Here is a 26,911-nt window from a genome sequence, read left to right on the forward strand (position 1 = left end):
TATTACTATTATACGTATGTTTGTTCTTATTCTTTAAATCTATTCATTTTAATAATTTCAAATATAATAGTTCCAAATATAACTATTAAAAATAGGAATAAGAATGTACCATTTATTTTCTCAATTTTACCAATAGCAGCTTGAATATTTTGCCATGCCAGCATGCTTAAAAAAATTGATATTTCTAAATCTATTAGCAACATTGTTTGTCTACCAATTTTATATAATGGCTCCACATTTTTTTCTGTAATTTCAAATGGATAATTGTAATACTGAGGAAATTTACTTAGCATCCCTAACAATAAATGAAATATTATTGTAATTACTACTATAATAAATAAACTTCGTTTATTTCCATAAGCATCTGGCGTTCCTGAAAATCCAAAATGTGTTGGTATAATTTCTGGAATGGTACTCCAAGTGATTTTTATATATATTAACGTTAATATTATTGGAATTGTTGCTATTAAAATTAAAATTTTATCCTTCCAAGTTAGTGGAAAATTTATAACTGGTCTTTTTTCAGAATTCAATGAAATCACCCCATTCTATAATTGCTGCTAACTAATTTCATTATGCTATTTATAGCACTTATTTACTGCCTCTAGTAATCTCTGTAATGCCTCTTCTAATATTCTTTTAGGGCAAGCTAAATTTATTCTTTCAAAACCTTGCCCACCTTCTCCGAATATGTATCCTTCATCTAAAAAAAGCTGCGCCTCCATCTGCATAAATTTTTCCAGTGCCTTATAATCAGATTCTAATTCTCTAAAATCAAGCCATTGGAGATATGTACCTTCTAAATTAATCACCTTAACTTCTGGTAGGTTCTGATCAAAAAAACTCTGAACAAGTTTTTTATTTTCCTCTAATACTTTAATTAATTGCTCAAGCCACTCTTCACCTTCGTTATAAGCTATTTCACAAGCTTTATATCCAAAGATATTTAATACTGAATAATCTCCATAAACCTTTCTATGTTCACGAATAACTTTTTTTCTAATATCCAAATTAGGAATAATTATGTTTGAGGTTTGTAATCCTGCTAAATTGAATGTTTTGCTAGGAGCTGTACATATAACAGAATTATTTGCAAATTCTTCTGAAATGCTTGCAAAAACTGTATGCTTAAAACCAGGCATTATCAAATCAAAATGAATTTCATCAGATACTATAAGCACATCATTATCTATGCATATTCTTCCTATTTTCTTTAATTCCTCTTTCGTCCAGACACGTCCAACTGGATTATGAGGACTGCATAATATTAAAAGCTTTGTGCTTTCTAATTTTGCTTTCTTTTCAAAATCTTCGAAATTTATCTCATAATGTCCATTTGAAATAATTAGCTCTGTACTGATTACTTTTCTTTGGTTCTTTTCAATTGCTTTATAAAACGGATAGTATACTGGTGTCATAATAAGGACTCCATCATTCTCTTCTGTGAGGGCTCTGACTATTGTAAATAGAGCTGGAACTACTCCTGGAAATTCAATAAGCCAATCCTTTTTAATACTCCATTTATGCCTTCTCTCCATCCAAGAATGTATTGATCTATAATATTCTTCTGTAGGCTCTGTATATCCTAAAACACTTGAATCTATATATCTTTTTAATCCTTCTGCAATTTCTGGTGGGCTCTTAAATTCCATATCTGCAACTGAAAATGGCACTATATTCTCACCGACATCTTTATTAATCTTCGCCATCATATTCCATTTACTAGATCCTGCATTCCTTCTCGATATTAAATTATTAAAATCATAATTCATTAAATTCCCTCTCCTTTCTATATTGGCAATCTAATATATTCATTATATCAATCCAGTTTTTATTTTCAACTTTGTGAAAAATATACTATATTGCAGATATTTTATGATATCTTAGTACTTTAGAATTATTAGAGATAATTCTAAAGTACTCCTATATTAAACTACAAATATTTAAGCAATTCTCCTAAACTTGTTATTTCTCTATTGGGTATAATTTTATCATTTACCTTTTCATTTTTGCTATTAAGCCATATAGTTTTCATCCCTAAATCTAATGCTGGCTTAATATCACTTTTAATATTATCACCAATCATAAGTGCTTCTTCTGGAAAAACTTTCATTGTTTCAATTGCAGTTTTAAATATTTTTATGTTTGGTTTACCAATTCTTAGTGAATAGCTAAAAGTAAAGTTATCAATTAATTCATATATTCCAGCTTTTTTAAAACATTCTTTCATAACTTCATCATAATAGCAGGTATTTGATATTACTCCTATTTTATATCCCTTATCTTTTATTGCTTTTAGAGTATTATATATATTATCTTCAAAAAATACATTTTCTCTGTATTCTGTATAAAATTCATTGATTGCTTTTATACATTCATTTATATTAAGCTTTATATTATATTCTGCTAGAAAATTATTTAAAAAATCTTCTATTGGATATTCTTTAAAAGTAGTAGTCCTATCTTCTATCCCTTCCATCCAGCTTTTAAAAAAAATATTTTTCACTTCATTAATAGTAATATTAGTATTAAATTTATTTAAATATCTTGTAAGATATATTAATCCTTGCTCGTCCTTTTCCTCATCGGAATTCCCATAATGAAAATTTAATAATGTATTTCCCATATCAAAAAATATTACTTTTACTCCATCCATAACTTTACCTCAAATAGTATACTTTTTATCAAAAATTACTACCATAACTCCTTCGAATTTTATTTATAATTTTTATATATTACTAAAAACTTTAAATCATATCTTTAACTTTGTTTAAAAGTATTGGCTGAATTTCAGGGTATGTCCATTTATTTGGCAATTGATCAAATAACTCTATCTTCTCCATTTCAAAGTCTGGTAATTCATCGAAATTTTTAATATCCGCATAAAATACTGCTCCAAATGATTCTTCAGAGCTTTCTTTTGTTCCATATTCCTTTATTACTGAATATGTGCAAATATATTTTAAATAATATTCAACTGCACCTGTTTCCTCAAAAAGTTCTCTTTTAGCTGTTGTTATTATATCTTCCCCTTCATCTCTATGTCCTCCTGGACATTCATAAGTATCCCTATCTCTATGTTTACAGAATACCCATTTCCCATTTGATTTTGCTATTATCACTGCAAACTTTAATAATTCATCGCTAACTTTGTCATAAAAATTTACTTTAGTCATATCTATCTCCTTATATTACCTGAAACTATTAATTCCCCTCTAATTTATTACAGTACTTATTATAACATTTCTTACATAATATCACATGATATATCCCTAAAATTTCAAATTTATATGAAAATTTTTCTAATAAAAAAAGCCAAGAAGTTTCTGCTACTCCTTAGCTATCTATAATCTAAATACGCTTAATAAACAAACTGTAATTAAGTCATTTTCATTCTCATTTTTATCTGTGCTATTTCAGAACTATTTTGAGCTGTTGCTAATTCAGAACTTCTTGCATCTTCTCTAGTTTCTTTAATATTTATTTTAATTGAATTAGTATCTAGTTTTATATCTTTTATGTCTGATTCAATTCTATCTAATCTTTTATCAATATTCTTTAAATCTGATTTCATTTCTTGTTGATTTTCATCCAATTTATCTATGCTCTTTTGCATTTGTTTTAATATGTCTAGAATTTAATTCTCCACACTATCACCTCACGTAAAATTACTGAGTATATCGATTATAACATAAAAAAGTGAGCAGTGTTATACTTATTTTTATGAAAATAATGGGTACTCAAATGATTTTGAGATACCCATTTACTAATTATAGAGCTTTCCCTAATTTAATTTTATTCAGGTTTTATAGTATCAAGATAAGTATATTTTCCATCTTTAACTACCTTTAAAACCGCATCTTTTACTGCATTATTATTTTCATCTATGGTAATTACACCAGCAGCACCAGGAAAATTCTTAGTTTTCGCAATTTCATCTCTAATTTTTACTGAATCTGAAGAATTTGCTCTCTTAATTGCATCTAAAATTAATATATATGCATCATAACCTAAGGCTGTAGCTGCCGATGGTTCCTTATTATACTCTTTTCTATACTCATCAAGGAAAACTTTAGACTCAGAAGTTATAGGAGTTTCACTAGCAAAAAAAGTTGAAAACACTGTTCCCTCTACATCTTCTTTACCTATATCTTTAAATTCTGGTGTTTCCCAAGTATCTGCCCCAATTATAGGAGTTGTTATACCGAGTTGCCTTGCTTGCTTTACTATCATTGCACCTTCTGTAAAATTTCCTGGAGCAAATATTACATCTGGATTACTACTCTTTATATTGGTAAGCTGTGCAGTAAAGTCTTGATCTCCTGTATTATAATTAGCTTTAGCTACAATAGCATTGTTATCCCCTGTAAGCTTTTTAAACTCATCCATAAAAAACTTACAAATACCCACTGAGTAATCACTTGAAACTTCTTGAAGAATTGCTACTCTTTTAGCTTTTAGTTTATTTGCTGCATATTTTGCCATAACAGTACCTTGGAAAGGATCTATAAAGCAAACTCTAAAGTAATAATCATTTCCTGCAGTTACTAAAGGATTTGTACACGTAACTCCAACTGCTGGAACCTTAGCTTCTTGCACAATATCACCTGCGGACATTGATAAACCACTACCATAACTTCCTATAATCGCATTAACATGTTCTTGTTCTATAAGATTTGCAGCGGCATTAGCTGCTTCTACTTTATCAGACTTATTATCAGCAAAAACTAATTCTACCTTCTTACCAAGTACTGTTGGATAGAGCTTATTTGCAAATTTAGCGCCTTCTGCTTCAAGTGCTCCTCCTGCAGCATTAGCACCTGTCATTGGTTCAAATACACCAATTTTTATAACATCGCTATTCTCATTTCTTTTTGTATTTGCTTTAGAAGCACACCCTCCTAACCCAAAAGTAGTTATAATCGCTAGGGTCAAAAGTAAAGATATTTTTTTCTTCATAAGAATACTCCCTCTTAATATTAGTTTGATTAAATTAATACACACTATAAAAAATAACAAGCCAGTATGCCATTGCATTTGACCTGCTATTATTTATATTTCTATATAAAAACTTTCATATTACAAGGCTTCACCAAGGTAAGCCTTTTTAATTTCATCATTGCTTAGTAATTCCTGACCAGAACCACTTAAGGTTATTCTACCTGTTTCCATAATATAACCTATATCAGCAATCTTTAATGCTGCATTAGCATTTTGTTCTATTAATAAAACTGTCATACCTTCTTCATTTATTTTCTTTATGATTCCAAATAACTCTTTTACGATTATTGGAGCAAGACCTAACGAAGGTTCATCCATCATTATTAACTTTGGTCTAGACATAAGAGCTCTTCCTATAGCTAACATTTGCTGCTCACCACCTGAAAGCGTTCCTGCGGCCTGCCAAGTTCTTTCTTTAAGACGTGGAAAAAGTGAATATACTTTTTCTAAATCCTCTGCTATACCTGCAGTATCTTTTCTTGAATACGCACCTATCTTTAAATTTTCTAGTACTGTAAGATCTGCAAAAACTTTTCTTCCTTCTGGAACTAAAGCTATTCCTTTTTTAACCATAAGCTCTGTATTAAGCTTTGTTAAATCTGTGCCTTCATAATCTATACTTCCGCTCTTAGGTTTAACAAGACCTACTATAGATTTTAAGGTAGTGCTTTTTCCTGCTCCATTAGCTCCTACTAAAGTTACTATTTTACCACTTGGTACTTCTAAGCTTACACCTTTTAAAGCTTCTATACCACCATAGGCTACTACTAAATTATCTATTTTAATCATCTTCAGACACCCCCAAGTAAGCATCGATAACCTTTTTATCATTTTGGATTTCAGAAGGTGTACCTTCAGCTATAGTTATTCCATATTCAAAAACCTGAATTCTATCTGATAAGCTCATAACCATATTCATATGATGTTCTATCATAAATATAGATAAGTTGAATTTATCTTTTATTTCCCTAACAAAAGCTGTAAGTTCTTCTGTTTCAGTAGGGTTCATCCCCGCTGCAGGTTCATCTAATAGAAGAAGTTTAGGATTAGTTGCAAGAGCTCTTGCTATTTCAAGCTTTCTTTGCTTTCCATATGGAAGTGAGCTTGCTTTTTCATCCTTTAAATCTTCAAGACCTAATTCCTTTAATAGAGAAATAGATTTTTCTACCATTTCTTTTTCTTCTTTTCTGTATTTTGGCAATTTGAACATAGCTTCAAATACATTTGATTTAATATGAACATGATTTGCAATTAATACATTTTCAAGTACAGTTAAATCATTAAAAAGTCTTATATTTTGGAAGGTTCTAGCAATACCAGTTTGAGTTATAAGATCCTGTCTCATTCCAGTAATATCCTTATCATTAAAAATCACTTTACCTTTTGTAGGTGTATAAACATTTGTTATCATATTAAAAGCTGTTGTCTTTCCAGCCCCATTAGGTCCTATTAAGGAAATTATTTCACCTTCATTAATTTCAAGGTTAAAATCATTAACTGCTGTAAGTCCACCAAACTGCATTGTAGCATTTTTTACTTGTAATAAAGCCATTATTTATTCCCTCCTTCTTCTAGAGGTTTTTTACTTGAATATTTAAATATTGATTTCCATGAAAATTCTTTTGAACCCATAATTCCATGCCTAAAGAATAATACTATTATCATAAGCAATATTGAGAAAATTACCATTCTAAGCCCAGGTATTCCACTAAAACTGAAAATTCCTAAATCAAATTTCTTTTCCATATCTAAGAATCTTAATGCTTCTCCAAGGATTGTAACAACAAAAGCTGAAATTACTGTACCTGTAACGCTTCCCATACCTCCAATAACTATAATAAGAAGTATATTAAATGTAAGACTGAATTTAAACATATTAGGATCTATTGTCCCCATTAAGTTTCCAAGAAGCCCTCCACCTACACCTGCAAAGAAAGCCCCTACTACAAAACCTATAGTCTTATGTTTAAATAAACTTATTCCCATACTTTCTGCTGCAATTTCATCTTCTCTAATAGACTTTAATGCTCTTCCATATGAACTATTTATAAATGAAAGTAGAATTATTATAGTTACAATTGCAACTCCAAAACTCCAATATAAATTTGTAGTACGAGGAATACCTCTTAGTCCTAGTGCCCCATTAGTTAGACTTTGTGCATTAGTAATTACTATTCTAATTATTTCTGCGAAACCTAGAGTAGCAATAGCTAAGTAATCACCTTTAAGTCTTAAAGCAGGAGCACCAATTAAAAATGCTATAAAAGCTGATAAAAGACCAGCTATAATAAGTGCTACAATAAATGGCACTTGAATATTATTAAATGGTGCCATTAATGGTTCCATAAAGAAATTTTGAGTTTTAACTTTTACACTCATAGTAAGAATTGCAGTTGTATAAGCACCGATTGCTATAAAACCTGCATGTCCTAATGAAAACAATCCAGTAAATCCATTAATTAAATTTAAACTTAAGCCTAAAACTGTATATATTGCACACAAATTTAAGATTCTGATTTTATAAGAGTCTAAGCTATTATTTGCAACAAATAGGAGTAAAAATACAATTGCAATAAGAGCTATATTCAAAAATTTATTTTTATTGTTCATTTTTACACCTTCTCTGTTAAATTTTTGCCCATTATTCCTGTAGGCTTAAATAATAATATTACTATTAATAGTACAAATGCTAAAGCATCTCTGTATCCTGTTAAACTTGGGAAGAAACCAACTAACATGATTTCTGTTAATCCTAAGATAAATCCTCCAATAACAGCTCCTTTAATATCTCCTATACCACCAATAACAGCTGCTATAAAACATTTTAACCCTGGCATCATCCCCATTAAAGCAACTATTTGAGGATATTTTACTGTCCACATCATTGATCCTACTGCTGCAAGACCAGAACCTATAGCAAAAGTAAAGGAAATTATTCTATTTACGTTTATTCCCATTAGTCTTGCTGTTTCAACATCTTTGGAAGCAGCTCTCATAGCCATACCAACATTTGTGTTATTAACTAAATGTAATAAAGCAAATAATAATATTATTGTAACTATTGGAATTATAAATGTAAGCCTTTGAATAGAAACTCCACCAATAACAATTACATCCGTAAATAATTTAACATCTGGGAAAGCCTTTGGTCTTCCACCAAATAAGACAACTGCTAAATTTTCAAGTAAGAAGGATACACCTATAGCAGAAATCAATACTGAAATCTTTGGTGCACTTCTAAGTGGTCTATAAGCAGCAAATTCAATCCCCATTCCAAGGAATGCTGTTAAAGCAATTGCTATTATAAAAGCAAAGTACCAAGGAAGCCCAAAGGTTGCTACTCCAAAAAAGGCAAAGTAAGCAGCCATCATAAATATATCACCATGTGCAAAGTTTATAAGCTTTAATATTCCATATACCATTGTGTATCCTATGGCAATAAGCGCATATAAACTCCCCACCGAAATTCCATTTGCTAAGTTTTGCATAAATGTAGTTAAATCCATTAAAACCATATCTTCACCACCTAATTTAATTTTGCTCTGGCTTTATGGTATCAAGATAAGTAAACTTACCATCTTTAACTACCTTTAAAACCGCATCTTTTACTGCATTGTTATTTTCATCTATTGTTATTACTCCAGCTGCTCCTGGGAAATTCTTTGTTTTTGCAATTTCATTCCTTATTTTTTCAGGATTAGCAGTGCCTGCTCTCTTTATAGCATCTAGTATTACTAAATACGCATCATAAGATAAAGCTGAAACCGCTGCTGGTTCTTTATTAAATTCTTGTCTATATGAATCTAGGAATACCTTTGATTCTTTAGTTATAGGAGTTTCACTTGCAAAGAATGTTGAAAATACTGTACCTTCTACAGCTTCCTTACCTATATCTAAAAATTCTGGTGTTTCCCACGTATCTGCACCTATAATAGGCGCCGTTATCCCTAGCTGTCTAGCCTGCTTTACTATCATAGCCCCTTCTGTAAAATTACCTGGAGCAAATATTACATCTGGATTACTGCTCTTAATATTTGTAAGCTGAGCTGTAAAATCCTGATCCCCTGTATTGTAGTTAGATTTAGCTACAATAGCATTTTTATCTCCTGTAAGCTTAATAAATTCATCACTAAAGAATTTACAAATACCTACTGAATAATCACTAGATACTTCCTGAAGAATAGCTACATTTTTAGCTTTAAGCTTATTAGCAGCATATTTTGCCATAACTGTTCCTTGAAAAGGATCAATAAAACAAACTCTAAAATAAAAATCATTACCTGCTGTTACTAGTGGATTAGTACAAGAAGCCCCAACAGCTGGAACCTTTGCTTCCATTACAATATCCCCTGCTGCCATAGAATTTCCACTTCCCCAGCTTCCTATAATAGCATTAACGTGCTCTTGTTCAATAAGATTAGCTGCTGCACTAGCTGCTTCAACCTTATCAGATTTGTTATCGGCAAAAACTAATTCTACCTTTTTACCAAGAACTGTTGGATAAAGCTTATTAGCTAGTTTTGCTCCTTCAACTTCAAGTTGTCCACCTGCTGCGTTCGCCCCTGTCATCGGTTCAAATACACCGATTTTAATAACATCACTTTCAACATATTCTTTTGTTTTTGTCTTAGCATCACAACCTGCTAGTATAAGTGATGTTGTCATAGCCAGCACCAAAAGCAAAGAAATTTTTCTTTTCATAAAATAGCCCTCCTAATTCATTGTTATTTTGCACGCGTAAAAACAATTTATGAAAATATTATTTCCAGATAAAATATTTAAAACCCGTATATCAATCAAATATATATTGCTTTTTTATTTTTTAATTTTCCATATAAAATAATTCCTATTAATTAATAATTTTCATATAAAATTATTAATCCATCAAAAAAATGTTACTTATTGACGAATTCTATATTATCTTATATTTGTCCATATGTCAACCAATGAAGGACAGGTGTGTTTCACTGAAGTTCGATTTTTTATATCCAAAACTACCATATTTGCTTTATAATGCTATGTTTCAACAGATTGAATATTTATATAAAAAAATCAAAACCCTTTTTCCAGTTGAAATGAAACAACTATGTAAAATAATTTTAAGTACATTCACCTCCTTATAAACATTTTTTCTACATTCCTGTTAATTACTTTATTTTTGTCTTTTCAAATATGATTACAGCGAAAAAATCATATTCACTTTAAAAATTCTTTATCTATGAATGAAGTAACAATATTTCTATTTCGGCTATACTTACTGTATTCATTATTGTTCAATGAAACATCCGAAATAAAGCTTCTATATGATATGTTATTTGTAACTTTTTTCATTTATTGCATTCATATGTTATTAAATATTTTTATATTTTTTATGAAAATATAATATTTTATATAAAACATTATATTTTTGTTGACTTTTTTCTGTTTTGCCCACATAATTATTAATAAATAACAAGTAAATAACTTAAGATAGAGGTGCGAAACTTAAAAGTAATATTATGGAGGTAAGCTCGTTGAAATAATATGAAAGGATTTTTCGCCGAAGTATTTAGCAAATTGCTTTAATGCTATTTACTGGTCTTATGTAAAATATACATAAGACTGTCACAATTATTTTTGTGGAGAGCTATTTTCAATAATTATTACGACCTTTTATATATATTTTTAATATATAATGCGCGTATTTTATGTCATGAAGAAGCTTTCATGGCATTTTTTTATTGGTTAAATCACGATATTATCTTAGTTAGTTACTTATGGAAAATTAAAACCATAAGGAGGATACAAAAATGAGTGAACAAAATCACGAATTAAAAAGAGGTTTAAAAGCAAGACATTTAAACATGATTGCTTTAGGAGGTTCTATTGGAACAGGTATATTTGTTGCAATGGGTGACACTTTAGGTCAAGCTGGTCCAGGAGGTGCTTTAGTAGCTTATGGACTTGTAGGTATTATGGTATATTTCTTAATTACAAGTCTAGGAGAAATGGCAACACATATGCCAATTTCAGGTTCATTTAGTTCTTATGCAACTAAATTTATTGATCCAGCTCTAGGCTTTGCACTTGGATGGAACTATTGGTATAACTGGGCTATAACAATAGCTGCAGAATTAGTTGCTGGTTCTTTAATAATGAAGTATTGGTTTCCTGATGTTAGTGGTTTCGTTTGGAGTGTATTATTTTTAGTACTTATTTTAGGATTAAATATTTTATCATCAAAAGCATACGGTGAATCAGAATACTGGTTTGCTGGTATAAAAGTAGTTACTGTTTTAGTATTTTTAGTAATTGGTATTTTAATGATAGTTGGAATAATGGGTGGGGAAAATGTAGGCTTCCATAATTATGTTATTGAAGATGGTCCTTTCCATGGTGGTATAAAATCTATCTTTGCTATATTTTTAATTGCAGGTTTCTCTTTCCAAGGAACTGAGCTTATAGGTATTGCTGCTGGTGAAAGTGAAAAGCCAGAAGAAACTATTCCTAAAGCTATAAAATCAATTTTCTGGAGAATATTAATATTTTATTTAGGAACAATAATTATTTTAGGTGCTATAATACCATTTACTTCTGCAACAGTTGATACAAGTCCATTTACAATGGTATTTGAAAGAGCAGGTGTTGCTGGTGCTGCTTCTTTAATGAACGCTATTATATTAACTTCAGTTTTATCTGCTGGTAACTCTGGTATGTATGCATCAAGCAGAATGTTATTTTCAATGGCTAAAGAGGGAATGGCTCCAAAAATATTTGCTAACACTAATAAAAGAGGTGTTCCTGTAAATTCCGTAATAGCAACTACAATAATTGCTTCTGCTTGTTTCTTAACTGGTCTTTATGCAGAAAGTACAGTTTATGTATGGTTAATTGCTGCATCTGGACTTGCTGGATTTATAGCCTGGGTTGGAATTGCCGTATGTCATTATAGATTTAGAAAAGCCTTTATTGCTCAAGGTAAAGATCCTAGCCAATTAAAATACAAAGCTTTATTTTATCCTTTCGGACCTATATTAGCATTACTAATGTGTACAATCATAATCATAGGTCAAGGTTATTCTTGTATAAAGCCTGAAGGTATCGATTGGCAAGGTATGATTGCTTCTTATATTGGAATTCCATTATTTTTAGTATTATACTTTGGATATAAAATAAAACATAAGACTAAAGTTATTCCTTTAACTGAAGTTGATTTAAGCTTCTCTGATGATATGCAAACTGTTAAAGCTGATGATACTGAAGATGAAGTACTTGAAATTCCAGAATTAAATTAGTAAATAATAGCTATAGTAAATTTATCTAAAAATAAATTTACTATAGCCTTTTTTATGAAAATAATTTAGTTTTAATTTCAATAGCCATTCAAAAACTACAACTATAAAATTAACTCATTAACATTTTTCTTTACATTTTTTATCCTCTGGAACGTTAGTAGGATCTTGAATTAAAGTAGTAAAATAATAGTCATGTGTATGCCCATCTGCACGAGTTGTTGTTCCTTTTAATAAATGAATGTGTTTTCCACCTGGAAGCTCTAAAGCTGGACCAGTAGTGTCACAAATCTCATGAAAATGATCATCGAAGGTATCTGTAAACACATTTACTTTGTGAATGTGAGATTTACCACATTTAATTGGAGGCCCAGTTACACCAGCAATACGATGATTATGCAATACGCCTTCATCATCTTCTTCATAATCTGTACTTGATTCAAATTCATGATTATGATTTTTCACTTTATAATAATTGTCTCTACATTTATTATTTTCTTCTGAATAAACATTATAGTTATTATAATTGTATCCCATTTAGGCTTCCTCCTTAGTAGTTTGAGATACTATATATTATGTTCACTTTTATGTTTGTGTGCTTAAATACCAAATATGCCTATATTTTTTTATTTAAATTCACCATTTCCTAAATATTTAAGATAATCCTTTTCTGATTTTTCATTATATTCAGGTCCCTTAAATCTTTCTATTATATTCCCGTCCTTTATTAAATAAGCAGCGAAAAGTCCATTACTTGAAGCCTTATAAACATTTCTACTTGTCTTTCCTATAAAATAATATTTATCAACTTGATCTTCATTTTGAAAGGCAAATGCATAAGTTTCTTCTGTTATTCCAAATTTCTTTGAAACTTCATCACTTGTTTTATCGTATATAAGTTTGTAGCCTCCAGTCTTACTATTAATATAACTTGAATCAGCTTCCTTTATAGCATTTTTAGCATTTATTACTTCAGCAGCATCTTGGTCTGCTTTAATATCTCTAAGCCACCATCCATTTGCATCTAATCTATATCCATTTATAGTAGTATTTACAGCCATTTCACCTGAATCCAACAAATAATACCATTTCCCCTTATATTCAAGCCAACCTTTTTTCATACTTCCATTATCATTTAAATAATACCACTTGCTTCCATCCATAATCCAGCCTGTTTTCATACTTCCATCATTGCCTAAAAAGTACCACTCTCCCCCTGTATTATACCATCCAGTTTTCATGACACCATTTTCATCAGAAGTATACCATTTTCCGTTATCAATGAACCACCCTCTCTTCACTTCACCATTTTCGTAATAATACCAATTACCACTGTCATTATTCCAGCCATTGGTTATATCAGCTTTTGCTTCAATTCCTTTTAATATCACTGAAGCAACACTTATTACACCTAAAGTCAAAATCATTATTTTAGTTAACATTTTTCTTTTCATAATTTAGTCCTCTCTAAAAAAATTATTTATAATACCTAATCGTTAATATAATACAAATAAAAAATTTTATTTAAGGTCCATTTTATGATTATTATTCCATTTTAAGAAAATATTAATATTTCCTTACACTTCTTAAAAAGAAAAGAAGAGCAAACCTTTATATAAAGTTTACTCATCTTTTCTTTAAATTCTAAATATTTTTCATACTTTATGATATAGTTATTTCTCCTACATAACTTGTGCTAAATATTTCTTTAATTTTCTCAGTATCACTTGTTTTTCCAAGTGCCCACATAAGTTTCGTAACAGCAGCTTCAGTAGTCATATCATAACCTTGCAGCACTCCTTTTTCTAAAGCTAATTTTCCAGTTTCATATATTGAAAAATCACTTCTTTCATAAAGACACTGGCTACAGACAACTACGCTTATTCCTTTGTCAACTATTTTTTCTAATTTAGATATTAAATCTCTTCTAATAAAATGTAATCCGCCAGCACCAAAAGCTTCTATTACTATTCCTTTATAATTCATATTAAGAAGCATATCAAATATTTCTGGATTAAGTCCAGGCGTAAGTTTTATTAAAAATATATCCTTGCATATATAATCTTGAAGCTTAAAGGCTCCGCTTACTGGCTTAATAACATCATGATTTATATGTAATCCAGCCGAATCTATAGTTGCTGCATATGGTGAATTAACACTTTCAAATGCATCAAAACCAGTAGTTCTAACCTTTACAGCACGACTTCCTAAAATAACTTTTCGATTAAATGCTACAAATACTCCTGCTGTACTACTTGCAGCCATAGCAAGGGCACATCTCAAATTTTCAATTCCATCTGTTAAAGGATTAATTAAAGGCAGTTGTGAACCTGTAATAACTACAGGAATTGGAATATTCTTCAACATAAAAGAAAGTGCTGCTGCTGTATATGCCATAGTGTCAGTTCCATGAGTAACTACTATTCCATCATAATCTTCACAGTTTTCAAATATGCTGTTAGCAATCAACTTCCATTCCTCAGGCTGTATATTGGAACTATCAAGCTGAAGTATGTCTTTAGTCGTAATATTATAATTAGATGCTATTCCACCAATTAAAGATAAAATACTATCACTTTGAATAGCTGGTACAAGACCATTTTCAGTTGGAGCAGATGCAATAGTCCCTCCTGTTGTTAAAAGTAATATGTTCTTCATAAATCAATCATCACTTTCTGTTAATATATTTTATTATATTTATAATATCACATAAAAACATTAGTATTTATAGTTTTCCTTTATTTTTTATTATTTTTTTATTTTATTGCAACACTCCCTGCTATTTAGCTTATTTTAATATTATGCTTAATTATATTTTTTTCACATTATATATTTTTATAATCTCTTCCGTGTAACCATCTTTCTCAATTATCATAAAATGAAATTGATATAGCTTTACAAGGAGATTTTTAATGAACGACAATAGCCTTTTCCATAATCCTTACACCCTTCCTCAAAATCATAATTCTCTTTTTGATGATGTAGTTGATAAATACAGTAAATTAGATAAAACAAGAACTTATGATTACTATGAAGATAGCAATAAAACTGATGATATCAATTTATTTCGTGAACAACAATATTCCTTAACTTACAATAGAGCACCTGAACAAGATGTAAATAATATATTAAGACAACTTTCGAACAATCAGCCTCAACTTTTTTCTGATTTTCAGCCAATTATAGAAAATTATTTTAAAACCGCTATTTCGTTTACTTTAGATAACTATGAACAATATCCTGGAAACATAAACCAAAGAATAAATAACCTCTATAATATTTTTAGGAGAAGGTATAATTCGCTTTTTATATCTTTACGTAATTCTGGTATTCCTAACAATATAATAGATCGTACATTTAGAGCTATAATAGAATTTACGCTTAGAAATTTAAATCCTACACCCGTTCCAACTCCTCCTCCAGCTAACAGATGGAGCCAATGGGAAAATCTTGGTGGCATTTTAAATTTTGCACCTGCGGTTTCCTCATGGGCTACCAATAGACTTGATGTTTTTGTAGTAGCAACTGATAATGCCCTTTATCATAAATACTGGAATGGTTCTAGCTGGAGCGAATATGAAAATCTTGGCGGTATTTTAACCTCTGCTCCAGGAGCAGTTTCCTGGGGAAACAACAGAATTGATGTTTTTGGTAGAGGTACTACAAATACTATGTTTCATAAATGGTGGGATGGTTCCCGCTGGAGTGAATGGGAAGATCTTGGTGGAATCTTAACTTCTGCTCCTGGAGTTTCTTCTTGGGCTGCTAATAGACTGGATACTTTTGTCCGTGGAACCGATAATGCTCTTTATCATAAATGGTGGGATGGTTCTCGCTGGAGTGAGTGGGAAAACCTTGAAGGAAATTTAACCTCTTCTCCTACTGCTGTTTCTTGGGGAAATAATAGAATAGATGTTTTTGCAAGAGGTCAAGGAAATCGTCTATATCATAAATGGTGGAACGGATCTAACTGGAGCAACTTTGAAGACCTTGGTGGAAATATCTCTTCAGCACCTGCCGCATCTTCAAGAGCTGCTAATAGACTGGAAGTATTTGCAAGAAACCAAAACAATCAATTAATCGTTAAAACATGGAACGGTTCTCGTTGGAGCGACTTTGAAACTATTGGTGGCACAATTACCTCTGATCCAGCTGCTGTTTCCTGGGGACCTAATAGAACTGATGTATTTGCAAGAGGAACAAATAATGCTTTATGGCATATTTGGAAAGATTAAATTAAAATTAATGATTAATAACAAAAAATTCTTTATAAAGTTATATAATAGAAATAGAATTAATATAGATTGAAAACCATATATACTGAAATATTTTATATTTATATATGGTTTTCTTTTATATTTTATTTAAAGTCTTTTATATTCAAGTATTTAAAGGAAATTGTCATACAACTTTTAATCTTGAAACTTGATTCAACCCTGCTCTAATTAATATTAATATAGTAACCCAAGCAATTATTGTTAGTATTCCTTGAGAATATGGAAATTCACTTATATTACTTATTGGCATATCCCACACTGCATGAAGTATAACTGCTATGATGTAATATTTAAAAAACTCCAAATTAGTAATATGTTTAATTCTTAATCTATCATCTTCTTTAACCATGGCTAAAGAGGCCCCACACATTGCTGCCCACACAATATGGCCTCCAAAGGCTAAAGCACCTCTCATATATATTATTTTCATCATTACTGGGATTTCATATCCATAAGCAAATACATATCCAGCTGTTTCAAACACTGCAAAACCTGCACCAACTGCTGCACCTACTAAAAGTCCATTTAAAATATATTTTCGCTTACTTCCTCTTAAATAATATGCAACTACAATTAATTTTCCTGTCTCTTCAATAAATCCCACCATAAATGCACCATAATAATCGATTTCTCCTATGATCACTATTCTGCTTAATACCATAGTTATTAATAAAGAAGAAACGCCGCCTATAAAAAATATTTTAACTACATCAAATATATTAACATTTCTTGGAGCATTTACTTCCCAGAAAAATATAAGAAGTGTAAATGGAATTATAAATGCTCCTATAAAAATAATCCCTGGAAATGCTAAAACATTTCTAAAGACTCTTAGCAAAGTTACTAACGCAATAAATGTAAAAGTAAACAAAATAAAAATTCTAGAATAAAGCCATGGTTTAGGCCACTTTGAACAAATTTCACTTGCTTTAGGTGCTGTCTGCAAAGTACCACAGATAAAAGTATTCTCTCGTTCCTCTAAAGTGTGTTTCTTAAATACATTTACTACAAGATCTAACAATCTTAATTTTGTTTGGCCATTATTATCCTTTGACTTATCTGAACAACTTGAACAAACACTGTTATTATCTTCCTCTGACCTAATTTCCTTTTTACTAATTTCACTTTCATTAGTATTAATTATAATATTATCTATTTTTAAACCACACATATTGCAAAACTCTGAATCATCAAAAACCTTTTCTCCACAATTAGGACAAAACTTAATATTTGGGGTCATAACTTTAATCCTCCTTGATTTACTTTAAGTATTTTCCCCAAATATTATTTTTCCAATTCATTTTTTTATAATTTAATCTAAAGTAATTTATAATTTTTATTATTTACTTTATCATTTCAAAAAATTTCAAACCTTCTTTACATTTACTTTATGTTGTCATCCAAGTCATTTATCATAATAGAAATCAAATCATCTAAAGAAATATTTTGTAAACTTTCTGGCATTTTAAAATTAGGATCATTTAAATCTCCACCCATTTTCTTAATAATTTGCTTTGCTTTTTCACTCTCTCTTTCTTCTGAAGAATTTATAATCACCTTATAATTTACATCGGCAATTTCTTCAAAGCCCCCCATTCCGCTCACCATAGGACTTGCAGCTGCTAGTGGGCCAAGACTTGGGTCAGTTATTGGTTCATCACTTGAAAGCACATAACTTGCTAAACTGTTTGTACTGCTAGCAGTTCCAGGCATATTTGTTCCTGAATTATTATTCCCTGTATAATGGTCATTTATATCCACTACAGCATTTATCCCAACTTTTTTCAATGCTTCTACCGCTTCATTTGCAGCCTTAATTCCGCTAAAAAAACTTTCTATCTTCATAAAAAACACCTCTAACTTAAATTATTATGTTAAAGGTATCTTTTCACAATAGTTCATTTATTATTCTTAAATTTAATTAATGTAATTAGTAAAATCGAACTGTTTTTCGTATCCCGAAATCAACAATTTTACCACAGCATTATAACTTCTTATTCCTTCTTCCTGACCAGTTGCTTTTAATAATTTATCATAAGTTTCACTATGAATTTCAGAGATTTTTCCTCTATAACTATTCCAATACAATGAATCATTTTTTAATTCTCTTTTTACATTATCAGAAAGTTCATTATTTATTTTTTTGAATTCTTCTAAATTTGAATTATATAAATCATTCATACAATAAGAATATGCCATTAAATATCCACTATATTGATATTCAAGTTTTTTTGAATTTATACAAGCTAAAAAACTTATATAATTAGCTTCATATTCATTGTTAAACCCCCTTACATGGCTTAATTCATGACATATTGTACTTGGGACATTACATTTAGGCATATCATTGTTGTAATTTGCCTCTAAAGTAAAATCAGTTTCTCCCTCTAGAAACTGATAGGACATAGTCCTAGAAAAAACATACGGTTTAGGATAGGTATAAAAACCTTCTAAATCAGAATTAATGGAGCTCAAATTCTTCATACTCTCTATTCCATCTTCCTTTATACTGTCATCCAATTTCAAAAATCCATTTTCATCTCTATTAACTTTATCATCTAATTCATTAAGTTTTTCTTTTAACTTTCCACAAAGTACACTCAGTTTTTCTTCTGAACCTTCTTCTATTTTTAATCCTGTAGACGTAACAAAATCAGTTCTAAAAGAATTTACACCTAAAGTTATCATGTTTAAAAAAATAAATATAGATATATACATTAATAAATTACTTACAACTCTTAGTAGAATCTCCTTAATAAAAAGCTTTCTCTTAAACCTCAAAACTATATACATTATTATTTTATAAATAATAAACAATAAAAATCCATATAAAACCATTTCATAAATTGAAAAGGAAACTACTGAAATCAATCTTCCTATAGTGTTTATTAATGTTAAATAGATATATTTATAATAAATATCAGCAAATTTAGGAACAACCCTTGAAAAAATAAATAGAATACCACTTATCCCAAGGAGAGTTCCACTTATTATAAACTGATTTTTAAGTGATAACTTTTGAATTTTCACATCAATACCTCCGTCACCTTTATTGGATTTCATTTTCTTAAACTCATTGCTTCGATTGTTCCTAAATAATTAAAGGAAGTCTATATGACTTCCTTTAATGTTTTCAAATATGATTAGAAGCCTGCTTGCTCAGACTTAGCTCCTTCATCCTTCATTTGTTGAATTGCTTCTAAATATACAGTTTTATCTTCTGCTATTTTCGCTGCTTGTTCATAGCAGTATAATGCTTTATTAAAATCTTCTAAATGGCAATAACATGCTGCTAATTTATTAATTAACTCACAATTTTTTCTATTGATTCTTAATGACATTTTATAATATCTTGCTGCTGTCTTGTAATTAATGCTATATTTATCTCTTTCAGTAAATTCAACTACATTTTCTTTATTTAAATATATATTTCCTATACATTCATATGTAACACCTAGCAATAGTAAATGTTCTTCTTTTTCTTCATTGGAAAGTCCCTTTTCACCGATTCTAAGGTGATCCAAAGCATTTTCTACATCGTTTAATTCTGCATAAGAAAGTCCTGCATATATATGGGCTAATGAATCTTCTGCTCCAGTATTAGATAAATAAGTGTTAAAAGCTTCGATTGATTCTTCAATTTTTCCTAATCTTCTATTAATTAAACCTTTTATAAAATATGAATAATAATTTTTTTCATTAAATTCTAATGACTTTTCTATAAAGTAAATAGCTTTATCTATTTTTCCGTTATTAAGATCACCTAGGGCAAGATCACTTAAAACCGCTGATAATTGTCTTTCACTTGTTATTGTTCCACCTTTTACATTTATTTTGTTTTCAGCTAAGAATTGATTTATCTTATCTTGTACGTTTTCCATTTTATTCCTCACCTTTACTTTAATTTTTCTGTTTTTAATATTACTATTCAGTATTCATAATGTTATCTATGACTTTATAAAAACTAAATATCTATCTTAAAAACATTATGAAATATTCACTATATTATTATATATGAAAATCATTCAATTTTTATCTTAACATAAAAATTGCAGTTAGAAAATAACTCTTATGAAATCTTACATAAAATTTATATTCATATAAAAAATAATTTAATTTATATTCATAACTTTTATAATTTAGAGCCCCGCATAAAATGAACAGAATATTTTAAAATTATAAAATAATTTCAAAATATTCTGCTTACACAAGGAAATAAAGCAAATGAATTTATTATATATATTCAAAATTAATCCATAATTAATAAATTGAAATTAGTAAGTATTATTGTTTAATTTGAATGATTCAAAAATATAATTTCTATTGTCTTGAGTTGTTACAATTAATTTATCAGCATAATTTTTAACACAACTTACAGAACCTTTTAATATAGATAAACAGTCATCTATTAAAATCGGTACATTATTTACTACAACCAAATCCATATTTTCTCCTATATCCTGTAACCACTTATTTAATATTCCTTCGGATTTTGTTGATATTTGATTACTATTTGTTAATCCTATATACATTTTCCTCACACCCATCCAATAATTTTGCTATATTTCCTCTTGTGATCAAATTTAATATTTTATTATCGGATAAAAACAAAAATACTTTAACATTTTTTTACTTTTCATTATTTATCTTTTTCATAGTTAAGTAATACGAAAGAATTAGAGGAATACATGCTCCAAGCCAAGCTAATGGATTTGATAAACATACCCCTAAAAAACCAAAAGGTTTAGATAATATAATTGCCGCAAAAGATCTCATTATTAATTCCATTATCCCAGCTACTGTGGGAATAAAGCTTTGTCCTAATCCTTGAAGAGTATATCTACAAATAAAAAGGAGAGAAAGTAAAAAATAAAATATTCCATTAGATGTCAAATAAACTTGTGATAAAGATATAACTTCTTTTTGATCATATCCAACAAAAAGCCCTGTAAGAAAATGTCCTGCAAAAATATTAATAAGACCAACTACAATGCTGAAGGTAACTGATATATACGCACATTGCTTTACCCCCTCTTTAATTCTTTGGATTTTTTTAGCTCCATAATTTTGAGCAGTGTATGTAGCCATTGTTATGCCAAAGGACATCATTGGCTGGATTGCTATAGAGTCAATTTTTTGTGCTGCAGTATAAGCTGCAACAGAAGTTGCCCCAAGACCATTAAGTGCAAACTGCAATATAATAGCTCCAATTGCTATTATAGATGCCTGAAATCCCATTGGCAGTGCAATTCTTAAATGTTCTAAAAAAGTCTCTTTTGATATATTTAAGTCCCTCTTTTTTAATTTAAGTATTGGTAAATTTCTTTTTATATGCCAAAAGCATAGTAGTGCCGAAACTCCTTGTGCTATAACTGTTGCAATTGCAGCTCCTGTAACTCCCATTTTGAATATTAAAATAAAAGCAAATTCTAAAATTACATTTAAAATACACGCAGCTATTAAATATAATAATGGTGTTTTACTATCTCCTAAGGCTCTGATAATATTTGAATAAAAGTTAAAAAACATAGATGCAATTATTCCTAGAAATATGACAAATACAAAACGATAAGCATCATCTATTATTTCTGCAGGTGTATTCATTAACTCTAATATAGTTCTAGCAGAAAAAGTACTTATAACCGTAAGAATTATAGTTACAATCATACTTATTACTATTCCTGCAACATAACTTTCCTTAACCCCTTGTTTATCATCCGCTCCAAATTTTTGTGCTGTAATAATTGAAAGACCAGCTGTTAACCCTTGCGCAAAACCTAAAATCAAGAACATTATGCTTCCTGTACACCCAACTGCTGCTAGCGCATTAACTCCAATCGTTCTTCCTACAATAAACGTATCTGCTATGCTATAAAACTGTTGAAATATATTCCCTATTAATAAAGGAATGGTAAATAACAGTATTAATTTGGCTGGACTACCCTTTGTCAAATTTCTTGTAAGCTTCATTTTAATTTTCCTCCTATCGTTTATTAATAAAATATTATAAATAATTTCACTTATTTATTTAATACTTTAATTCTCATTAAACTAAATGCACAATGTTATAATACTACTTCAAGTTAACTCTAAGTCAAGAAAAAACAAAAAATTTCCTCGTAAAATTTCATTCTAAAAATAATCATTAATTTCTTTTAATCAATTTAAACTCATTAAAATAGCCCAATGTATCTTTTATTTCAATTGATACATTGGGCATTTCTCTCTTTATTTATTTTCTCTATAACCTACTTTAACATATCTCGAATAGAATTTAACTGGAACCATTTCTTTATATATATTCTTAATTTCATCACAAATAATTGAATCATCAAATTCAGTTTTAGATATACACATAATAGAATAATTGACATTAAATAATTCACATAAGACATTTGTCATCTTCATTCCATTTTTCATATAGAAATCGATTCTTCTCTGACGGATTATTTTTTCTGTTTGAGTATTAGCCGATTCTAAGTCCTCAACTTCTACTATAATTCCATCATGGTCTTTACATTCTTCCTTCAAAAGACTAAAAAACTTACTTCCAATACCTTTACTTCTATATTTTTTACAAACAGAAAAATAATCAAGGAGTAAATATGAGTTAGAAGTGTTGAAAAATGCATACGCCAATAATTCTTCGTTATCATACAAACCATAGCATTTATATATTTTTCTCCCCATGAGTCTTTCTATTGCATCAAAAGGTTTTAATTCTTCTTTGGGAAAATCTATTACCATATGTTCACTATATATTTTTTTTATCTCTTCTTTAATCAATTGTCTTAGTTGCATTTCTATCATCCAATCATTGTTCTATAATATTTTAATTTATTTTATTATATCATAGATTTTTATTACAGCTAAACTCTATGCTTCCTTCAAATATAAAATTATTATAATGCTAATTAAAACAGAGATCATAATTATAAATAACATTTAAATAAACTTATCTTGTTAATAGCTCCTTTAAATATCCACTTAATGCTTTAGCTGCTCCTTCATGTGATAAAGCTCCAGGATGGCTTCTTGCTCCAACCGTTTCTTCTGTAGTATTGGGAAGTTGAAAAACCGAAACCCTTGTATCTCTTGTTTGCTTAATATATCTATCTACTGCTCTATATAATGAAGGCATCATTGGTATTCCAAGCATTCCATATGCCCACACTATTTTAGCTTTGTCATTATTTTTTCTAATTTTAACAAGAAAATTTATAACAGCATCTTCAAATTTTTTTAAATCTTCCTCATTGAAACTTCCATCTTCGTTTAATCTTTGTTTGTAAATTTTTCCTGTAATTTCATCTTTCCATTCTGGCGAATTAAACGCTGCTGTATCGTTTGTTCCAAGATTAACTACAACCACATCTGGCTGCCAAGACGTAAAATCATTTTCTTCAAATGCTCCTAAAACTTTATTTTTTTCTCCAGTAAGTAAGCCACAAACTTTTTCATAATATTCAGGTATGTTACTGTTGGGATTATTATCCCACCCTGTTAATACTCCCCATCCACTCTGAGATATAACTCTGTAATCTGAATTTAATGCTTCTGCTGCCATTGCAGTATAATTAGTTACTCCGCTAAACCACATTGGAATCCAGTCTTCCTCCTGTTTATTGCCTATTGCACCTTCTCCTGAAGTAATACTATCTCCTATAAATTCAATTTTATATTTTCTCTCTTTAACTGGTAAAAATTCTCCATCAAATTTAACTCTATGTATTTGCATACAAGTTTCTTGGTCTCCACTCATAGCTTGCATATCTCTAACAATTCGGACATTCTTTACTGCATTTTCGTCCATACTCCTAAACAAACAAATCCATTGTCTCCCTTTTGTTAACATTAATCTGCTTACGGGCACCGAGTTAATTAATATGCTCATCCATGGCTCATACATGTCATAGTTTGATTCAACTTCAATCCAAAGTTCACCTCCCTTTGCATTTAACTCAATCCCACTTCCAGTCCAAAATAACGTCAAGGGAGAAAGGCATCCAGTACTTCTTCCGTGAACCTTTAAATTTTCTATTTCCTCCAATTTATATATAATTAATTTTTCATCCTCTCTCATATTACTTTTCCCCCATCTCAATAATTTGAATTGTGTTTATAATTTTCTCTTACATTTGTATTCTCACTTCTAATCAGCCTTTGGATACTTTGATGTATCCCAAGAATGATCTTCTCTAATTTCCTTATCTGTTAAATTATAATAATCATATCTTAAGATGTCGATATTAGAAACAGGATCATCCCAAGTAGTATCCACATGTCTCCATTTTCCATTTATATAAACCAAGTTCCATGCATGAGACTGTCCTTTTGATGTTCCTTCAACAACCAAAGATTTTATTCCAGCGATGGTAAACATTTTTTGTGCCAAAAGAGAATATCCTTGACAAACTCCAGTATGCTTAACTAAAGTATTATATGGATCATATACTGTAAAAGATTGATCATATCTTGTATTGTTAACTATCCAATCATGTATTGCTCGTTCTTTTTGTTCTTGATTCATACTGCTTGGTGCAATTTCTGCAACTATTGATTTTGCTTTCAAATCGACTGCTGCTGCCATTTCTGCTGTCATTCTGTAAACACAATCTACTGTTACTTTTACACTATTTGAACCTGCCCAGGAATACATTTGCAACTTATAACTTGATATATTATATGCTTCATAGGGATTAGTATATTTGAGCTTGTCTATTTCATTTTGAATAACATTTCCTGCATTATTTATATTGCCTGTATATTCTATGGTAAAAGATTGATTTTGCATACTTATATTATTTAGTAGCTCCTGTCCTAATGAACTCACTTGAGATGAATCATAGTTACTACTACTTGTATTAGAGTTAATCCACGAACCATCTCTACCAAGCTTATAGCCATCGATTATTGTATCGTGAGCCATTGAACCATCATTATTTAAATAATACCACTTTCCATCATCATCTTGTAACCAACCAATTTCCATATATCCATCTTGGCCAAAATAATACCACTTGAAATTAATTTTTCTCCAGCCTGTAGCCCATGAATTTCCTTCTGTATACCACCAGCCTTTGTTGTCTTTTTTCCATTCAGCATTTGTTCTTACAGGGTTTAATGCCATTATTGAAGCCATTATTAATGAAAATGCTACAAATTTTTTAATTTTAATTTTTTTCATCTTATGTACCCCCTAACCTTTTATAGTATAATTGTATAATAATTCATACCTTTATTAAATAATTTAATCAAAGGAAATAAAACAATATATTAGATTTAAATGAAAATTATTCAATATATGTCTAAATCTATACTTATATTTTATTATAAACATTGATACTTTTAAACCTAATTATATATAAGCTAATATTGTACAACTTTTGATATTATATAATATTATCCTTTTATTATAAGAAAAATGTCAACGTGTTCTTACTTATTCACTATATTTAAATATAGCTCCAATTTCAGCAATTATTTTATTTTCACCAGCTACAATAGGTGTAGCAGAGCTTACTTCCTTTAAGGTCATTGTTCCAAATGGAGTTATATCCCCTATCTCATGCTCTTTTATTTCAATTGGAATAATATTTATATTTACATTAAGCTTCTCCCCTATAACTCTTGCTTTATTTTGAGCATCAGTAAGCGCTAACCTTAAGGATTCATAATAATAAGTTGTTTGATCAGAAACAATAAGTCTAATACCTTCCACATTATTAGCTCCACCTTTTACTGCTGTATCAATTATTTCACCAGCAAGTTCAAGATTTCTAATATAGACTTTCAAATCATTACTTACTTCATATCCTCTGAAAACCTGCTTTCCATCAATATAATCATAATTTGTTCTAATATTATAATTTTGAGTTTGTATATATCTAGGTAATACTCCTATTTTAGTTATATTGCTAATGACCTGCCTTGTTATAGCTGCATTTTCCTCTTGAGCTATTTCTAATTGAGGATTTTCTGTTTTTATTCCAACTACCACTTCTGCTGCATCTGGCTTAACATTAACAACACCTTTTCCAAAAACTTCAAGCTTATTGTGATGGTCACCTCTCGCATATGCCTCGAAACTGTAATCATTGTTATCTACTAATCTAAACATGATTTCCACCCTTCAAAAAATTTCTAATCTATAATATGATTTTTTCTTATAGATGTATTCATATTATTTCTAAAACTTTATTAACCTTAATAACTTTAATCCAATGAGTTTTATTTAACAATACTCTTTATTTTTACATAATAATTTTATTTATGCATATATATAATATATACACTAAATTTTAATTAAACATATTATAAATTTTTTACTGTATTTTTTTTACAAAAGTGTTATAATTTATT

General features: G+C 29.5%; 26 protein-coding genes and 1 riboswitch. Of the genes, 2 read left to right on the forward strand and 24 right to left on the reverse strand.

Annotated features, from left to right (window positions below; genetic code table 11):
* Positions 1 to 26: 26 nt before the first annotated feature.
* The 11 genes from GXK56_RS15815 to GXK56_RS15865 all read right to left on the reverse strand — a co-directional run bounded on the left by GXK56_RS15815 (position 27) and on the right by GXK56_RS15865 (position 9,702).
* Entirely contained in the window at positions 27 to 533 is a 507-nt protein-coding gene (locus GXK56_RS15815; RefSeq protein WP_160689105.1) for a DUF1648 domain-containing protein, read from the reverse strand.
* A 45-nt stretch (positions 534 to 578) separates the two neighbouring features.
* Entirely contained in the window at positions 579 to 1,772 is a 1,194-nt protein-coding gene (locus tag GXK56_RS15820; protein WP_160689107.1) for a MalY/PatB family protein, read from the reverse strand.
* 161 nt (positions 1,773 to 1,933) lie between these two features.
* Positions 1,934 to 2,656, reverse strand: a complete 723-nt coding sequence (locus GXK56_RS15825; protein ID WP_160689109.1) for an HAD family hydrolase — start codon at positions 2,654 to 2,656, stop codon at positions 1,934 to 1,936.
* Positions 2,657 to 2,747: 91 nt separating this feature from the next.
* Positions 2,748 to 3,176 (reverse strand): NUDIX domain-containing protein, encoded by a 429-nt coding sequence (locus GXK56_RS15830; RefSeq protein WP_160689111.1) that lies wholly within the window; start codon positions 3,174 to 3,176, stop codon positions 2,748 to 2,750.
* A 203-nt stretch (positions 3,177 to 3,379) separates the two neighbouring features.
* Positions 3,380 to 3,616, reverse strand: a complete 237-nt coding sequence (locus tag GXK56_RS15835) for a hypothetical protein (RefSeq protein ID WP_243156143.1) — start codon at positions 3,614 to 3,616, stop codon at positions 3,380 to 3,382.
* 179 nt (positions 3,617 to 3,795) lie between these two features.
* Positions 3,796 to 4,959 carry an ABC transporter substrate-binding protein gene (locus GXK56_RS15840; RefSeq protein WP_160689113.1) on the reverse strand — a complete coding sequence of 388 codons (1,164 nt, stop codon included), beginning with the start codon at positions 4,957 to 4,959 and terminating at the stop codon, positions 3,796 to 3,798.
* 120 nt (positions 4,960 to 5,079) lie between these two features.
* The gene (locus tag GXK56_RS15845) at positions 5,080 to 5,790 is read right to left on the reverse strand and encodes an ABC transporter ATP-binding protein (protein ID WP_160689115.1); all 711 of its coding nucleotides are present in this window, start codon (positions 5,788 to 5,790) and stop codon (positions 5,080 to 5,082) included.
* Positions 5,783 to 6,553 carry an ABC transporter ATP-binding protein gene (locus GXK56_RS15850; protein ID WP_160689117.1) on the reverse strand — a complete coding sequence of 257 codons (771 nt, stop codon included), beginning with the start codon at positions 6,551 to 6,553 and terminating at the stop codon, positions 5,783 to 5,785. The genes GXK56_RS15845 and GXK56_RS15850 overlap by 8 nt, the downstream gene beginning before the upstream one ends.
* Complete coding sequence (locus GXK56_RS15855; protein WP_160689119.1) at positions 6,553 to 7,611, reverse strand: branched-chain amino acid ABC transporter permease; 1,059 nt, start codon at positions 7,609 to 7,611, stop codon at positions 6,553 to 6,555. Before GXK56_RS15855 ends, GXK56_RS15850 begins: the two co-directional genes overlap by 1 nt.
* Before the next feature lie 2 nt (positions 7,612 to 7,613).
* Entirely contained in the window at positions 7,614 to 8,516 is a 903-nt protein-coding gene (locus GXK56_RS15860) for a branched-chain amino acid ABC transporter permease (protein WP_160689121.1), read from the reverse strand.
* Positions 8,517 to 8,532: 16 nt separating this feature from the next.
* Positions 8,533 to 9,702 carry an ABC transporter substrate-binding protein gene (locus GXK56_RS15865; RefSeq protein ID WP_160689123.1) on the reverse strand — a complete coding sequence of 390 codons (1,170 nt, stop codon included), beginning with the start codon at positions 9,700 to 9,702 and terminating at the stop codon, positions 8,533 to 8,535.
* 761 nt (positions 9,703 to 10,463) lie between these two features.
* A riboswitch (Lysine riboswitch) is annotated at positions 10,464 to 10,638 on the forward strand.
* A gap of 152 nt (positions 10,639 to 10,790) precedes the next feature.
* Between GXK56_RS15865 and GXK56_RS15870 the strand changes: the two genes are divergently transcribed.
* On the forward strand, positions 10,791 to 12,275 hold the full coding sequence (locus GXK56_RS15870) for an amino acid permease (protein ID WP_160689125.1): 1,485 nt from the start codon (positions 10,791 to 10,793) through the stop codon (positions 12,273 to 12,275).
* A 117-nt stretch (positions 12,276 to 12,392) separates the two neighbouring features.
* Here GXK56_RS15870 and GXK56_RS15875 read toward each other — a convergent pair whose 3' ends face one another.
* The 3 genes from GXK56_RS15875 to GXK56_RS15885 form a co-directional block, all read right to left on the reverse strand.
* Positions 12,393 to 12,809 (reverse strand): YmaF family protein, encoded by a 417-nt coding sequence (locus tag GXK56_RS15875; protein WP_160689127.1) that lies wholly within the window; start codon positions 12,807 to 12,809, stop codon positions 12,393 to 12,395.
* An 89-nt stretch (positions 12,810 to 12,898) separates the two neighbouring features.
* The gene (locus tag GXK56_RS15880) at positions 12,899 to 13,726 is read right to left on the reverse strand and encodes an N-acetylmuramoyl-L-alanine amidase family protein (RefSeq protein WP_160689129.1); all 828 of its coding nucleotides are present in this window, start codon (positions 13,724 to 13,726) and stop codon (positions 12,899 to 12,901) included.
* Positions 13,727 to 13,934: 208 nt separating this feature from the next.
* Entirely contained in the window at positions 13,935 to 14,930 is a 996-nt protein-coding gene (locus GXK56_RS15885) for an asparaginase (RefSeq protein WP_160689131.1), read from the reverse strand.
* A gap of 254 nt (positions 14,931 to 15,184) precedes the next feature.
* Between GXK56_RS15885 and GXK56_RS15890 the strand changes: the two genes are divergently transcribed.
* Positions 15,185 to 16,507 (forward strand): sialidase, encoded by a 1,323-nt coding sequence (locus GXK56_RS15890; RefSeq protein ID WP_160689133.1) that lies wholly within the window; start codon positions 15,185 to 15,187, stop codon positions 16,505 to 16,507.
* A 166-nt stretch (positions 16,508 to 16,673) separates the two neighbouring features.
* On the opposite strand, the gene GXK56_RS15895 is transcribed toward GXK56_RS15890, so the two are convergent.
* The 10 genes from GXK56_RS15895 to GXK56_RS15940 all read right to left on the reverse strand — a co-directional run bounded on the left by GXK56_RS15895 (position 16,674) and on the right by GXK56_RS15940 (position 26,669).
* On the reverse strand, positions 16,674 to 17,789 hold the full coding sequence (locus tag GXK56_RS15895) for a PrsW family intramembrane metalloprotease (RefSeq protein ID WP_160689135.1): 1,116 nt from the start codon (positions 17,787 to 17,789) through the stop codon (positions 16,674 to 16,676).
* A gap of 143 nt (positions 17,790 to 17,932) precedes the next feature.
* Complete coding sequence (locus tag GXK56_RS15900; protein ID WP_160689137.1) at positions 17,933 to 18,394, reverse strand: hypothetical protein; 462 nt, start codon at positions 18,392 to 18,394, stop codon at positions 17,933 to 17,935.
* A gap of 72 nt (positions 18,395 to 18,466) precedes the next feature.
* Positions 18,467 to 19,579: a DUF3810 domain-containing protein gene (locus GXK56_RS15905; RefSeq protein ID WP_243156144.1), complete on the reverse strand. Its 1,113-nt coding sequence runs from the start codon at positions 19,577 to 19,579 to the stop codon at positions 18,467 to 18,469.
* A 113-nt stretch (positions 19,580 to 19,692) separates the two neighbouring features.
* Positions 19,693 to 20,430, reverse strand: a complete 738-nt coding sequence (locus GXK56_RS15910) for a hypothetical protein (RefSeq protein WP_160689141.1) — start codon at positions 20,428 to 20,430, stop codon at positions 19,693 to 19,695.
* A 393-nt stretch (positions 20,431 to 20,823) separates the two neighbouring features.
* Complete coding sequence (locus GXK56_RS15915) at positions 20,824 to 21,081, reverse strand: hypothetical protein (protein ID WP_160689143.1); 258 nt, start codon at positions 21,079 to 21,081, stop codon at positions 20,824 to 20,826.
* Between the two features lie 97 nt (positions 21,082 to 21,178).
* Complete coding sequence (locus GXK56_RS15920) at positions 21,179 to 22,519, reverse strand: MATE family efflux transporter (RefSeq protein ID WP_160689145.1); 1,341 nt, start codon at positions 22,517 to 22,519, stop codon at positions 21,179 to 21,181.
* 258 nt (positions 22,520 to 22,777) lie between these two features.
* Positions 22,778 to 23,350: a GNAT family N-acetyltransferase gene (locus GXK56_RS15925; RefSeq protein WP_160689177.1), complete on the reverse strand. Its 573-nt coding sequence runs from the start codon at positions 23,348 to 23,350 to the stop codon at positions 22,778 to 22,780.
* Between the two features lie 154 nt (positions 23,351 to 23,504).
* Positions 23,505 to 24,632, reverse strand: coding sequence for an SGNH/GDSL hydrolase family protein (locus GXK56_RS15930; protein ID WP_160689147.1), 1,128 nt, complete (start codon positions 24,630 to 24,632; stop codon positions 23,505 to 23,507).
* Positions 24,633 to 24,701: 69 nt separating this feature from the next.
* Entirely contained in the window at positions 24,702 to 25,736 is a 1,035-nt protein-coding gene (locus tag GXK56_RS15935; protein ID WP_160689149.1) for a transglutaminase domain-containing protein, read from the reverse strand.
* Between the two features lie 255 nt (positions 25,737 to 25,991).
* Entirely contained in the window at positions 25,992 to 26,669 is a 678-nt protein-coding gene (locus GXK56_RS15940; protein WP_160689151.1) for an SIMPL domain-containing protein, read from the reverse strand.
* Positions 26,670 to 26,911: the final 242 nt, after the last annotated feature.

Source organism: Clostridium sp. C2-6-12, assembly GCF_009928485.1.
Taxonomy (GTDB): domain Bacteria; phylum Bacillota; class Clostridia; order Clostridiales; family Clostridiaceae; genus Clostridium.